Source organism: Streptomyces sp. NPDC021012, from assembly GCF_044333355.1.
GTDB lineage: Bacteria > Actinomycetota > Actinomycetes > Streptomycetales > Streptomycetaceae > Streptomyces.
Genome location: NZ_JBIRQU010000002.1, coordinates 86,418 through 98,545, shown reverse-complemented (window position 1 = coordinate 98,545; position 12,128 = coordinate 86,418). Strand labels below are relative to the sequence as shown.

Genomic DNA, 12,128 nt, shown 5'->3' with positions numbered 1-12,128 from the left:
GGTCGAAGCGCGCACGGCGCTTCGCGATGGTGCTCCTCATTCGGACGCCATGTGGGCGGACCCGGAGTGAGAACCGGAGTGAGAAGAGGACCGACGATCAGTCAGTCGTACCGCCCGTCGATTCAGCCGCGGCCCGCGCCACCCGGCGCGAGCCGAGTGCAGGTCACCGTACCGAGGCTCAGGCGTTTCACGCGAAGGCGTGGGCGTTCTCCGAAGCCCACTGCCGAAACGGGCGGGCCGGCGTTCCAGTGACCCGTGAAACCGTGTCGCGCACCATCAGCAGCTCGTCGTTCACGTCTCCGCCCGTGACATCGAGCACCGCGTCCGCGGCCTCCGCCCCGAAGACCGCGGCCATCTGCGCGTGGGCCTCCTGGCGGCTGATCCCGGCGAAGGGAAGCTCCCGGCCCAGTGCTGCCGCGATGGCCTCGACCTGCTGCCGGGCGGTCACCGGCTCCGGACCCGTCAAGGCGTACGTACGCCCCTGGTGGCCGGGCTCGGTAAGAGCCACCCGTGCCACCGACGCGATGTCCGCGGGGTGGACGGTCGGCAGGGCGGTGTCCGCGTACGGCGCGCGGACGGTCTCACCGCCACGGATGGAAGCCGCCCACATGAGGGCGTTCGAGGCGAACTGTGTCGGCCGCAGAACCGTCCAGGCCATGCCGCTCTCCTTGAGCAGCTGCTCCACCGCCAGGTTCTCGCCTGCGGGGCCGAGGTGCGGGTGGGTCTGGACGGTGATGGACGACACGAGGACGACGTGTTCCACCCCCGCATGCCGGGCGGCTTCGAGGACGTCGGCATCCGGGCCCAGGCGCGACACGAGAAACAGTGAGCGCACCCCTTCCAGCACGGGCTTCAACGACGCCGGCTTCGCGAAGTCGCCCTCCACGGCCTCGACCCCTTCGGGGAAGAGGGCCCGTGCGGTATTACGGGTGAGCCCCCGGAGCGGACCGGCACCGCGCGCGTGCAGTTCCTCCAGCAGGGCACTGCCTATGTTTCCGGTGGCACCGGTCACGAGGATCACGAGCTGTCTCCCGTCGTCAGATGATCAACTGGACAGCACGCTAGAACCTCAACCTTGCTTCAGGTCAAGGAGCCCCGGGCCCCGCGCATGCTCTTCGCTCCCCGGCCGCCCCACATGTTTCAAGAGTGCGGCGAAGAAGGCAGGGCAGGGCTGACGGACAGGGCTGACGACTGACGGTCTCACCGCGTGGCCACTGTCAGCGATCCGTCGCACGCCTTCACAGCCGGTACGGGCGCAGCGCGGCCGGGCTGCCCGTCGGCTGTTGCGGGACATGAGGCCGTTGACGCCTGAGCAGGTCGTCGGCTCGTCGTAGCGAGTGCCGGAAGATTGCGGTGCTCCCGGACGTTGGCTGCTCGTATGAAGATCGGCGAGGCTTCCAGGGTCAGCGGCGTGAGTGCGCGGTCGTTGCGGCACTACGAGGACGAGGGCTTGATCGTCCCCGGTCGTTTCGGCAATGGGTTCCGTGACTACTGCCAGTCCACCATCGACAGGGTCCTCGTCATCCGCTCCCTGCTGGAGTCCGGGCTGCCCGTGCGGTTGATCAGGGAAGTCCTGCCCGGCCTCACTGACGGATCCGATGCCGGCACCGAAGTGGTGTGCGCGGAGTTCCTGCACGAGGTGCAGGGCCACCGCGACCGGCTTGCCGCCCGCATCGCCGTTCTCAGCGATCAGCAGGCGGCACTCGACGCCTACCTGCGAGAGGCCCGCCGTACTGATCTCTGACCGCCGCTTGACCTTGACGCAAGTGTGAGGTTCCTACGGTCGGCACATGGAGATCGACAAGCAGCAGAACACCGCCGACCAGACCGTTCGAGCACTGGTCCAGCAGTCGCACCGGGGACCGGAGGACATGGCTCTCAGGGCGGACCGCCGTCGCCCCGCCCCGGGGCCCGGCGAGTACCTGATCCGCGTCGGCGCCGCCGGGGTCAACTTCGCCGATGTCATGCAGACCCGCGGCACCTACGGAGGAGGCCCGCAGGCACCCTACGTGGCGGGCTTCGAGGCCGCCGGCGAGATCGTGGAGGTCGGCCCGGGCGTCGGGAACCCGCTGCCGCTCGGCACCCACGTCGTCGGAGCCGGGACGGGCGCCTTCGCGCAGTACATGACGATGCCGGTCGCGGGTGCGCTTCCCGTGCCATCCGGCTGGAGCGACGCCGAAGCCCTGGGCCTGGTGCTGAACTGGGCCACCGCCCTGGCAGCGCTCAAGCCGCTGGGTGAGGTCAAGGCGGGTGAGGTGGTGCTCGTTCATGCCGCGGCCGGCGGCGTCGGGCAGGCTGCCGTCCGCCTTGCCCGCCACTACGGTGCACGGGTGATCGCCACGGCGTCACCGGCGAAGCACGAAGCCGTCAGAGAGCTCGGTGCCGATGAGGTGCTGGACAGCCGACGCCCTGATCTGGCTGAGGAGATCGATCGCCTCACCGGCGGGGTCGATCTGGTCCTGGAATCGGTGGGCCGGGCCACGTTCGAGGCCAGCCTGTCGGTCACCAAGCCCTTCACCGGACGCATCGTCGTGTTCGGCGCCGCTTCCGGTGACGCCACGGTGACCACGCACGACCTGGTCTTCACCCACCAGGTCCAGATCAAGGGCCTGCACATCGGCGCGCTGGCGGTCGCGGCCCCCTCCCTCTACCAGTCGTTGCTCGTCGAGATCGAGGCTCTCATCGCCCACGGCGTCTACCCGCCTGGCACCCCACACGTGTATCCCCTGGCCGAAGGGCCGGCGGTGCTCCAGCAACTCGAAGCGGGCCAGACCCGAGGCAAGCTTGCCCTCGATCCCTGGCGCTAGGAACGCCTGTGCTCCACCGCCCTGTGCTTCACCGCAATGCTCCACTGTCCCCGAGGGAGGACTACGACTTCGGCTCGTGCAGTGTTGCCCACGCCGCCCGATCGCCCACGTGGCAGCCGAGACGGGGGGTCTCCCGTGCCTGCGCGTCGAAACGGGTCGACCACTACCGCCAGCATGATGAACTCGGGCTGCTGGGCCGCTCCTCCACGAGCTGGTCGGCATGCGGCCCCGGGCCTTCCGGCGCCAGGCGGCGGGTACGGTGGCCGACCCTGCCGATGCTGCGGGTACGGCCCGCGACGCGGGTCCGGCGATCACAGTGAAAGGGGGGTGTCGGCATGCGTGTCGAAGCAGGTCTCCAGACCGGTCAGGAATCGAGAAGCCCCGGCCGCCACCCAGCCCCTAGCGTGAAGGACATGGCAACCACCACTTCCACCGCAGCCCGCACCTCCCTCACGTCCGTCACCCTCGAGGTGGCCGACCTCGACTCCGCCCGCCGCTTCTACCGCGCCTTCGGGGTGGACGAGCGCGTACGCCTGCGGGCGTCCGAGGCGCACTCCACCGGGTTCCGCGGCTTCACCCTGGCGCTCACGGTTTCCAACCCGGCTACCGTCGACGGCTTCGTCGGCGCCGCCGTGGACGCGGGCGCCACGGTGCTGAAGCCCGCCGCGAAGTCGCTGTGGGGCTACGGCGGCGTCGTCCAGGCCCCGGACGGGACGATCTGGAAGATCGCGACCTCGGCGAAGAAGCACACCGGCCCCGACACCCGCGAGATCGACGAGGTCGTCCTGCTGATCGGCGTCGAGGACGTGAAGGCCACCAAGGAGTTCTACGTCGGCCGGGGCCTGAGCGTGGCCAAGAGCTTCGGCGGCAAGTACGCCGAGTTCGCCGCCGGCCAGGCCGGTCCCGTCAAGCTGGCGCTGTACAAGCGCCGCGCCCTGGCCAAGGACCTCGGCGTCCCCGCCGACGGCACCGGCTCGCACCGCGTCGTCCTCGGCGGCACCACCGACACCTTCAGCGACCCGGACGGCTTCGCCTGGGAGCCGGCCGCGACACTCGCCCCCACACCGTCCTGACCCCCGCCCCCGCACTCTCGCCCCGCCTGACCCGGTACGAGAGGAAACCGGAAACCACCCCGGAGCAGCAAAAGACCCTCCCGAAGGAGGGTCCCGATCTTGCGCCCCCGGCAGGACTCGAACCTGCGGCCAAGTGCTTGGAAAGCGCTTGGTGGGCGGGGGAGCGGGGTGGCTCTGACTTGCGTAAACACCCCTACCTGCTGACGGTTGCCGAGAACTTCGGGCATTCTCGGGACGGCTCTTGCCAGCAGTGGGCTGCGGGGCCCCATGGAGTCCGGATCAGCGCGCTTCGCCCCGACTGACGGTGGTGTCGGCTCCGTCGAGCTTCGGGGCCTCCCCTCCTGTCCGGGGTTCGAAGAGCTCTTGTCGGGCAGGCGGTTTCACCCCTCGGGGTGGTGCACGGCGTTTGACATGCCCGGCGGCCTGGTCAGCGCACTCGTGTCCCGGTGTCGGCTGATTCGTTGGTGTGGTGACCGTCAGGACGACGAGCGTCGGAGAAGCCGTGCCCGCCCCACCCACCCCAGCCACCGCAGCGCCCGTGGAACCGCCCGCCGACTTCCTGGCGGCTCGGCTGCGTGATCCCTACCCGTACTTCGGCTGGCTGCGCCGTCACGCGCCCGTCCACGCCGAGCGGCGTCCCGGCAGGCCCGCGGTGTGGCAGGTCTCGCGGTACGAGGACGTACGTGCCCTGCTGACCGATCCCCGTCTGAGCAAGGACCCGAGGCGGGTCCCCGGGTACGTGCCGGGGCCGACCGGGCTCAACCGGCACCTGGTCCACGCCGATCCCCCCGACCACACCCGCCTGCGGGCGCTGGTCAACTCGGCGTTCGTACCCCGCCGGATCGCCATGCTGGAACCTTTCATCGCGGAGGTCGCGCACCGCCTCCTCGACCGGGTCGAGCACCGTACGCACATCGATCTGATCGCGGACTTCGCGGCGCCGCTGACGTTCCGGATGATCCGCGCGATCCTCGGCGTCCCCGACCACCTCGACACGGCGGCCACCCGCGACACGCTCATGGCCACCATCAGCCCCGACGCATCCGCCCACCCGGCCCGTGCGCAACGGGGTCTCCACGAACTCCTGGACGTCCTCATCGCCGGGAAGCGGTCCGGCCGGTCGCCCGGCGGCACCGACCTGCTGGGCGCCCTGGTGCGGGCGGGCGACGAGAGCGGCACCATCACCGAGGAGGAACTGCGCTCCACCGCCTACCTCCTGCTGCTGGTCGGGCACGACACCACGATGAACCTGATCGGCAACGGGATGCTCGCCCTGCTGCACCACCCCGAGCAGGCCGAGCGCCTGACCGCGCGGGGCACAGGCCCGACGCTGCTCACCACGGCGGTCGAGGAGCTCCTGCGCTACGACTCGCCCGTCAGGGACGCGACCTTCCGGTGCGCCGCCGAACCGATCGAGCTGCACGGGCGGACCATCGCGGCCGGGGAGATCGTGAGCCTCCTGATCGGCTCCGCCAACCGGGACGAGGCACGCTTCCCGGACCCCGACCGCCTCGATCTCGGCCGGACGCCCAACGACCATCTCGCCTTCGGATACGGGCCGCACTTCTGCATCGGCGCCGGCCTGGCCCGTCTCGAAGGCGCCGTCGCCTTCCCCCTGCTCCTGGAACGCCTCGGCCCCGTGGAGACGGCCAAGCCCGCCGACGAACTGCCCTGGCGACCGGCCCGCGTCATGCGCGGCCTCGCGGCACTGCCCCTCGTCCGCCGATGCCCCTCCCAGCCCCGTACCGAGAGGACACGATGAGCACGAACACCACGGAACAAGCGGTCCTGACCGAGCGACGGGACGGCGTCCTGGTCATCACCCTCAACCGTCCCCACGTCCGCAACGCCATCGACCAGGCCCTCGCCGACGCCGTCGACGCCGCGCTCACGCTCCTGGAGGACGACCCGGGCCTCGACGTCGGCATCCTCACCGGAGCGGGCGGCCACTTCTGCTCCGGCATGGACCTCAAAGCCTTCCCCTCGGAAGGGGTTCCCAGAGTCGCCGATCGGGGACTCGCCGGCCTGACCCGTGCCCGACGGTCCAAGCCGGTCATCGCCGCCGTCGAAGGAGCGGCGGTGGCCGGAGGCTTCGAACTCGTCCTCGCCTGCGACCTCGTCGCCGCCACCCGTACCGCCTTCTTCGCGCTGCCCGAAGTCGCGCGCGGCCTCGTCGCCTCGGAAGGCGGAGCCATCCGTCTGCCCCGGCGCCTTCCCCACCACCTGGCCATGGAACTCCTCCTGACCGCCTCCCCTCTCCCGGCGGCCGACGCCGCCCGGCACGGCCTTGTCAACCAGCTCACCGATGAGGGCGAAGCCCTTGACGGCGCGCTCGCCCTGGCCGCGCGGATCCGCGCCAACTCCCCGCAGGCGGTCCGGATCACCCGGCGGGTCGTCAACGCCACCGGTGGCTTCGACGACCACGCGGCGTTCACCGTCCAGGACCCGCTCACCGCTCCGGTCTTCCGCACGGACGCGGCGGCCGAGGGCACCCGCGCGTTCTGCGAGAAGAGACCCCCGGCCTGGACGAGCTGACCAGGGCCGGCGACCGGGTCTGATGAGCCTCGGGAACGAGCCGGCCTCCGGGCGTTCCCCGTAGGGCAGACGTTGCCGGTCGAGCCCGGGATGCCGTTCACTCCGCTCGTCTGCCGGAACGAGACGCGCATGGCGGGACGGTAGAAGGGCGTCGCGTCGGGTTCGAGACGCTGATTCCGGTCTCGCTCGACCCGCTGGGAGAAGAGGACGCGCATGGCAGTCAACGACCCGGGGGGCACGTTGGGCCAGGCGGGCAGCACGGCCCGGCACATCACCGCGCCCGAGCTCCGCGCCCCGGCCCGGGAGGGCTTCCAGGCCTGTCCGCTCATGCTTGCCGAGGAGAAGCCCTCGGACCTCTGCCGCCGGCTCCTTGGCCTGAGCCGGAGCAGCTCCCGTACGCCGTCCGTCAGGAGCTGCGTCCGGCCGGAGCGGTCCGCGGTGAGCCGGGCATCCGGGTGTACGCGCTGGACGAGCCGATCCAGATCCTGCGGCTGTGGCTCAAGCGCTCGGCTGGATTCCGTTCGCCGCCACATTCGGCGCGTCGCTGCCGCGCCTTCCCGGTTCCGCCATCGCCGCCGCCGGGCCCGTACCGGTCACGACCCATCTCGCGTGGTCGTGGCCTGGCCAACGGTGGCGTCGACTTCGCCATCGCCCGGGTGGGCGGCCACCTCGGCAGCACACCCGTGATCGGAACGCAGGACCTCAACCTCTCCGCCTGCGGCGCCGACTCCGTACGCGCCTTCCACGACACCGCCCGCACCGCCCTCACCAGCGACGGCCGGCCACTCGCCGGCCTCGCCTCGGCCACCAAGGTCATCCGACCCGCACCCGGCCTCGACCTGCCCGGCCCGCGCTCGCTCGTCGACCGCGGCACCGCCGACTCCCGTCGCACTCGCGCGCTGGTCTGCGTACCCGGCCAGTGGGGCCTGATCGCCACCGCTCGCCCCGGCCCCGCCCGGGTGGCCGAGGAAATCCTGCGCCTGGAGCACAGGCTCCGATCAACGGGACGATCCGGCCTCGCGGCCCTGTGATCAGGCATCGCGGGTCCGCGTACTCACCCGTCCGGCCCATGCCCCGGCCGCTCCCGAATGCCGCACCCGCCCCCGGCGGCGAGGGTGGGCGTGGTGCACCCCCGACCGCCGGAGGAACGTGATGGCGCGCAACGCCGATGTGGTGGTCGTCGGGGCTGGCATGTTCGGCTCGGCGGCGGCCAAGTACCTCAGCCGTTCCGGAGCCGACACGGTGATCGTCGGGCCCCCGGAACCGGACCGTCCGGCGGCGGCGCGTCTGAGCGAGTTCGGCGCGTACCACGACGAGTCCCGCATCGCGCGCTGTCTGGGCTGGGACCGCTTCTGGGGGACCGTGGACAGCCGCTCGACGGCGCGCTACCGGGACATCGAGGCCGAGTCAGGCGTCGGCTTCTTCCAGGAGTGCGGAGCCCTCGCATTGATCGCCGCCTCCCTGCGCGAACACACCGACACGATGCTGCGTACGAGTGAGGACGACGGCGTCACCGTGGACCGGATGACCGCAGCCGACCTGCGCCAGGAGTTCCCCGGCCTGGGCCTGCCCCCGATGAACGGCGGCGTCGAGGGACTCCTGGAGCGCAAGAGCGCCGGCCACCTCAACCCGCGGCACCTGGTCCGGGCCCAACTGGCACTGGCGCAGGCGGCAGGCGCACGACTGCTCCGCGCCACGGTCACCGGCATCCACAGGGACGGCCCGGCAGGACCCTGGCACGTACGCACGCAGACCGCCACGACCGGGGCCACCGTGACCGTACGGGCCGACAAGCTCCTGATCGCGGCCGGCTCCCTGGTCAACCACAACAACGCCCTTCCCCGCCCGTACCGACTCGACCTCCAGACCTTCACCGAGCCCAACCTGCTCTACGAGGTCGCCGACCGCCACCTCCCCGCACTTCAGGACCTGCCCACCGTCGTCACCATCGACCCCGAGGACTCCGGCGACGCCAACCTGTCCGCCTACCTCCTCCCGCCCCTGCGCTACCCCGACGGCCGCTGGTACCTGCGCATCGGACCCGCCATGCAGCCCGCCGTCCGCGAGCTGCGCACCACGGACGAGATCCACACCTGGTACGCCCGGCAGCGCATCACCCCGCAGCAGTCCGCACTCCTGTCCCGGATGACGAAGGTCCTGCTGCCCGGTCTGGAGCCGGTCTCCGTACGCGAGGCGTGCTGCGTCGTCGACAAGACGCCCACGCGCTACCCGTACCTCGGCCACCTGGACAAGGACAAGAGCCTGACCGTGGCCGTCGGCGGCAACGGCCACGGCGCCCGCGGATCCGACGAGATCGGACGCCTCGCCGCGACCCTCGTCCTCGGCGACCGATGGGACCTGCCCCTGTCCCAGGAGACATTCGCCCCCGCCCACGAACCGGGTGCGGCAGCGGGGCGTCCCGACTACCTCCGTCCGCCCTACGGACTGTGCTGACCACCCGGCGCCGAGACGGAGCCGGGCGGCCCCTGGACCACCCGGCTCCGTCTCGTTCCGTGTGAGACGCCCGGTTACGGAACCAGGAGGTGGAAGCCCTGGTCGGCGTATTGCCCGTCGGTGCCGGTGACGACGGTGAGAACCTTGGGGCCCTACCGGAGCTGCGGAGGGCCGCATCAGGGGACGCGCCGTCTCGCCACTGGACTGGGGGCTTCGGTGGCTGTCGTCGTCTTCACGGCGATCGCACAGGCACGAGCGGTTCGGGCGCGGAGGTCGAACGCCTGACGGTTCACCGCGCCTCGCCCTGCCGGTGGCCGGTGGTGGGCTCTCGGCCGGGGCAGCCGACCGGCTGCCGTACCCTTCTGCGGTGGCGAACCGGCGGCGGTCTCTGGCGGATGGGTTTTGGGCTTGGGACCGGGCCCTGGGTGGGCAGCGGCGTCCGACGCGGATACAGAAGTGGGTGGCCCGACACCCGATAGGCACCGGTCTCTGCGCCGCTGTGCCCTTCACCCTCTTCCTCTTGTTGTTGTCCCGCGAGGAGCAGCCGGATGATCCCTTGTCCGCCGTGATGTTCGGGCTGCTCATCGGGGTTGTCTTCGCTCTCACGGCCGTCTCGGAACGGCTCCGGCAGCGTCGGCTCAAGCGTCTGGGGATCTGGGACGGATCTTGAGAGGGCCGGGGCCCGAAGCTACGGCGGTGTCGACCTGCTCTGGAGCAATCGTCACCACCGAATGCCTGTGGATCGGTGGCTTCTCAGTTTCGGGATGACCGGAGCAGGGTGAGTCCCTCGACGGCTGCGAGCTCCGTGCTCAGGAGCTGAGCCTCGGCCGGTGCGGTGACGATGAGGAGGACGGGCACGTCGGGGTGGTCGTCCTCAAGGAGGTCGTCTTCGCCGTCGTCTCCGGGAACGGTGTTGGGTTGGACCTTGATGCGGGTCGTGTCGGTGAGTGTGGCGAGGAAATAGACGCCGAAGTAGTCGCTGTCGTGCTCGGCGAAGGTCGCCGGCAGTCGCTCGGCGAGGAGGTCGGCCAGCTGCTGGGCCGTGTGGGTGTTCGCGCCGTAGGTGTCGGTGACGGTCATTGTGTAATTCTCCTCAGGCTGCGTGGTTCTCGGTGCGTTCGACCAGGTGGCCGTTTTCGAAGCGGGCGCCGGCGCGGATGAGCGGGACCAGGCGGGCGTCGGTGATCGCCCGCCAGCGGGACTGGGCGGACTCGACGAGCTTGAACACCATCGCGAGGGCCGCGGCCGGGCTGCCCGCGCCTCGGGTGACCTTCGTGCGGAGCTTGACCGTGGAGAACGTCGACCCGATCGGATTCGTGGTCCGCCGGTGGTTCCAGTGCTCGGCCGGGAAGTCGTAGAACGCCGGCTGTTCGTCCCGGTCGTCGGTGATCTTTGCGGCCGCCTTCGGCCACTTCGTGCCGCAGGCGCGGGCGAATGCCTCGATCGCCTTCTCGGTGTGGGTCCGGTCCTCGGCGTTGTAGATCTCCCGTATGGCCTTCGTGGCCCCGGGCTGTGCGGACTTGGGCAGGCAGTTCGCTACGTTGCGGGCCTTGTGGACCCGGCAGCGCTGATGGCGGACGGCAGGGAAGACCTCGGCGAGGGCCTTACGCAGGCCCATCGCGCCGCCGCCTACGACCAGTTCGGGGTCGCGCATGCCGCGTCGGCGGCAGTCACGCAGCAGGTCGGCCCACGACTCGGTCGACTCGCGCAGCCCCTCGGCCAGGGCGATGAGCTCTTTGGTGCCGTCCAGGCGCACGTCGGGCAGGGCCAGGACGCACGAGTGCGCCTGCCTGAGCCGCACCTTCGGGTGCATGCCGTCTGCCCAGACGTAGACGTAGACGAAGTCGCGGTCGTACAGGTCCCGGGATCGGAAGGCGGCGTGGTCGTCGGCCCACTGCTTGGCCAGCCGGGCGACCGTGGCCGGCGACAGGCCAGCCGCGATGACGACGGTGCGGGGTCGGTGGTGGCCGTTGCGGACCACCAGGCGCCCTCCCGGACGATCTCGTCGATCAGGGAGCCGGACTGTGTGGAGCCGTCGCCGCTGACTGCGCTGAGCACGGGCATGCCTTCCCGACCCGGGCTGCAACGCGGGCCTACTCGGAGACCTCACGGATCATTCGGGAAGGTACGCCCTCCGCGTCCCCGCCCGAGGTCGATCCACAAGTCCTGAGCATTGCTCCCTTTCGGCGTGCGGACGAGTGTAGGTGGCCCGCCGCCGAGGGCGGGGCTCGCGGTGGGGGGCCTTGCCTTGGCCGCCGCGCTCGGCCCACTGCCGCCCGGGGTGGGGCTACAGGTTACGCGGCCCGAACTCGTCCATGTGGTAGCCGACTTCGGGTTCGCCCGGTGACCAGGAAGTCGGCCATTTCGGCCAGGCTCCGGGTCGAGAACGGCAGGCCGTGCTCAGCCGGCTTGGACTTGGCGATCTTCTTGATCTCCCGGCGTTCCGGGAGGGCGAACGTCCTGGGGCGTCCGCCCTTGTACTTCGGGTAGAGCGGGTCGAAGCCGTCAGCGTTGAAGTTGTGGATCACGTCCCGAACCCGGTCCGCGCTCGTGAACGTCACCTCCGCGACCTCGCCACCGGCATGCCCCGGGCGGACAGCAGCACCATCTGAGCCCGCCGCCAGGACAGCTTGGCGGAACCCGCGCCACCCGGGCGACCAGCCGGACGGTGGGACGCCGACGCCCTGGTACGGGAAGCGGCTCCGTCGCGTGGATCTACGGCTGGTCGAATGTCCAGGTGAGCACCACCTGTCCCGCTTCCGGGACGCCGCCGGCGCGGCTGTACGTCGCCAGTGCCGCCGCGTTGTCCTCGTCTGTGATCGTCCACACGCTGTAGCAGCCCCGCTCGCGCGACAGGTCCGCGAGCGCCGACACCAAAGCCCGGCCGACGCCACGCCCGCGGTACGACTCGTCCACGCCCAGCTCGTACAGGAACATCTCGGTCCCCTTGTCCGGATGAGTCATCTCGACACCAGTGACCATTCCCGCCGGGATGTCGTCAACGTAGGCGATCAGGAGGTGGTGGCGCTCGTCCGCCAGGAACTGCTCAGTCGCCTCCTGTACTGGGGCGGTGTCGAAAAGATACCCGGCGGCATTGACGGACTCGGCCTGAGTGATGCGACGGATCTCCATTCGGGGATCCTGACAGATATCGGCATCGAGAGCTGGCCTTCGTCACTGGAGCGTTCCCGGCGCAGAATCCAGTACCACGCCCACTTCCACGGCCTTCGGAGCCGCCCCACCGCCGTCGCCGATCTCT

At 70.7% G+C, this 12,128-nt stretch carries 10 protein-coding genes and 3 pseudogenes; 8 read left to right on the top strand and 5 right to left on the bottom strand.

Annotated features, from left to right (window positions below; translation table 11 throughout):
- Positions 1-187 precede the first annotated feature (187 nt).
- Positions 188-1,021: an NAD(P)H-binding protein gene (locus tag ACH4TP_RS05710; protein ID WP_398435917.1), complete on the bottom strand. Its 834-nt coding sequence runs from the start codon at positions 1,019-1,021 to the stop codon at positions 188-190.
- A gap of 357 nt (positions 1,022-1,378) precedes the next feature.
- Here ACH4TP_RS05710 and ACH4TP_RS05705 point away from each other — a divergent pair, with 357 nt between their 5' ends.
- The 8 genes and pseudogenes from ACH4TP_RS05705 to ACH4TP_RS05670 all read left to right on the top strand — a co-directional run bounded on the left by ACH4TP_RS05705 (position 1,379) and on the right by ACH4TP_RS05670 (position 8,869).
- Positions 1,379-1,744, top strand: coding sequence for a MerR family transcriptional regulator (locus ACH4TP_RS05705; protein ID WP_389236391.1), 366 nt, complete (start codon positions 1,379-1,381; stop codon positions 1,742-1,744).
- Between the two features lie 46 nt (positions 1,745-1,790).
- Positions 1,791-2,807 carry an NADPH:quinone oxidoreductase family protein gene (locus ACH4TP_RS05700; RefSeq protein ID WP_398435916.1) on the top strand — a complete coding sequence of 339 codons (1,017 nt, stop codon included), beginning with the start codon at positions 1,791-1,793 and terminating at the stop codon, positions 2,805-2,807.
- 23 nt (positions 2,808-2,830) lie between these two features.
- Positions 2,831-3,013, top strand: a pseudogene (locus ACH4TP_RS05695) (IS481 family transposase); the annotation flags it as partial.
- A 207-nt stretch (positions 3,014-3,220) separates the two neighbouring features.
- Positions 3,221-3,880 carry a glyoxalase gene (locus ACH4TP_RS05690; RefSeq protein ID WP_398435915.1) on the top strand — a complete coding sequence of 220 codons (660 nt, stop codon included), beginning with the start codon at positions 3,221-3,223 and terminating at the stop codon, positions 3,878-3,880.
- Positions 3,881-4,418: 538 nt separating this feature from the next.
- The gene (locus ACH4TP_RS05685) at positions 4,419-5,642 is read left to right on the top strand and encodes a cytochrome P450 (protein ID WP_398435914.1); all 1,224 of its coding nucleotides are present in this window, start codon (positions 4,419-4,421) and stop codon (positions 5,640-5,642) included.
- Positions 5,639-6,415, top strand: coding sequence for a crotonase/enoyl-CoA hydratase family protein (locus tag ACH4TP_RS05680; protein ID WP_398435912.1), 777 nt, complete (start codon positions 5,639-5,641; stop codon positions 6,413-6,415). Before ACH4TP_RS05685 ends, ACH4TP_RS05680 begins: the two co-directional genes overlap by 4 nt.
- A gap of 683 nt (positions 6,416-7,098) precedes the next feature.
- Positions 7,099-7,446, top strand: a complete 348-nt coding sequence (locus tag ACH4TP_RS05675) for a hypothetical protein (RefSeq protein WP_398435910.1) — start codon at positions 7,099-7,101, stop codon at positions 7,444-7,446.
- A 121-nt stretch (positions 7,447-7,567) separates the two neighbouring features.
- A complete protein-coding gene (locus ACH4TP_RS05670) occupies positions 7,568-8,869 on the top strand; it encodes an NAD(P)/FAD-dependent oxidoreductase (protein WP_398435908.1) in 1,302 nt (433 codons plus the stop codon).
- Between the two features lie 753 nt (positions 8,870-9,622).
- Here ACH4TP_RS05670 and ACH4TP_RS05665 read toward each other — a convergent pair.
- The 4 genes and pseudogenes from ACH4TP_RS05665 to ACH4TP_RS05650 form a co-directional block, all read right to left on the bottom strand.
- Complete coding sequence (locus ACH4TP_RS05665) at positions 9,623-9,949, bottom strand: hypothetical protein (protein WP_398180321.1); 327 nt, start codon at positions 9,947-9,949, stop codon at positions 9,623-9,625.
- 13 nt (positions 9,950-9,962) lie between these two features.
- Positions 9,963-10,808, bottom strand: a pseudogene (locus ACH4TP_RS05660) (IS256 family transposase); the annotation flags it as partial.
- A 240-nt stretch (positions 10,809-11,048) separates the two neighbouring features.
- A pseudogene (locus tag ACH4TP_RS05655) lies at positions 11,049-11,477 on the bottom strand (transposase); the annotation flags it as partial.
- A 107-nt stretch (positions 11,478-11,584) separates the two neighbouring features.
- The gene (locus ACH4TP_RS05650; protein ID WP_398180324.1) at positions 11,585-12,001 is read right to left on the bottom strand and encodes a GNAT family N-acetyltransferase; all 417 of its coding nucleotides are present in this window, start codon (positions 11,999-12,001) and stop codon (positions 11,585-11,587) included.
- Positions 12,002-12,128: the final 127 nt, after the last annotated feature.

Coding starts and splice junctions, on each gene's coding strand:
- ACH4TP_RS05680 (WP_398435912.1), top strand. CDS start 5,639: ATGAGCACGAACACCACGGAACAAGCGGTCCTGACCGAGCGACGGGAC.
- ACH4TP_RS05650 (WP_398180324.1), bottom strand. CDS start 12,001: ATGGAGATCCGTCGCATCACTCAGGCCGAGTCCGTCAATGCCGCCGGG.
- ACH4TP_RS05700 (WP_398435916.1), top strand. CDS start 1,791: ATGGAGATCGACAAGCAGCAGAACACCGCCGACCAGACCGTTCGAGCA.
- ACH4TP_RS05690 (WP_398435915.1), top strand. CDS start 3,221: ATGGCAACCACCACTTCCACCGCAGCCCGCACCTCCCTCACGTCCGTC.
- ACH4TP_RS05705 (WP_389236391.1), top strand. CDS start 1,379: ATGAAGATCGGCGAGGCTTCCAGGGTCAGCGGCGTGAGTGCGCGGTCG.
- ACH4TP_RS05670 (WP_398435908.1), top strand. CDS start 7,568: ATGGCGCGCAACGCCGATGTGGTGGTCGTCGGGGCTGGCATGTTCGGC.
- ACH4TP_RS05665 (WP_398180321.1), bottom strand. CDS start 9,949: ATGACCGTCACCGACACCTACGGCGCGAACACCCACACGGCCCAGCAG.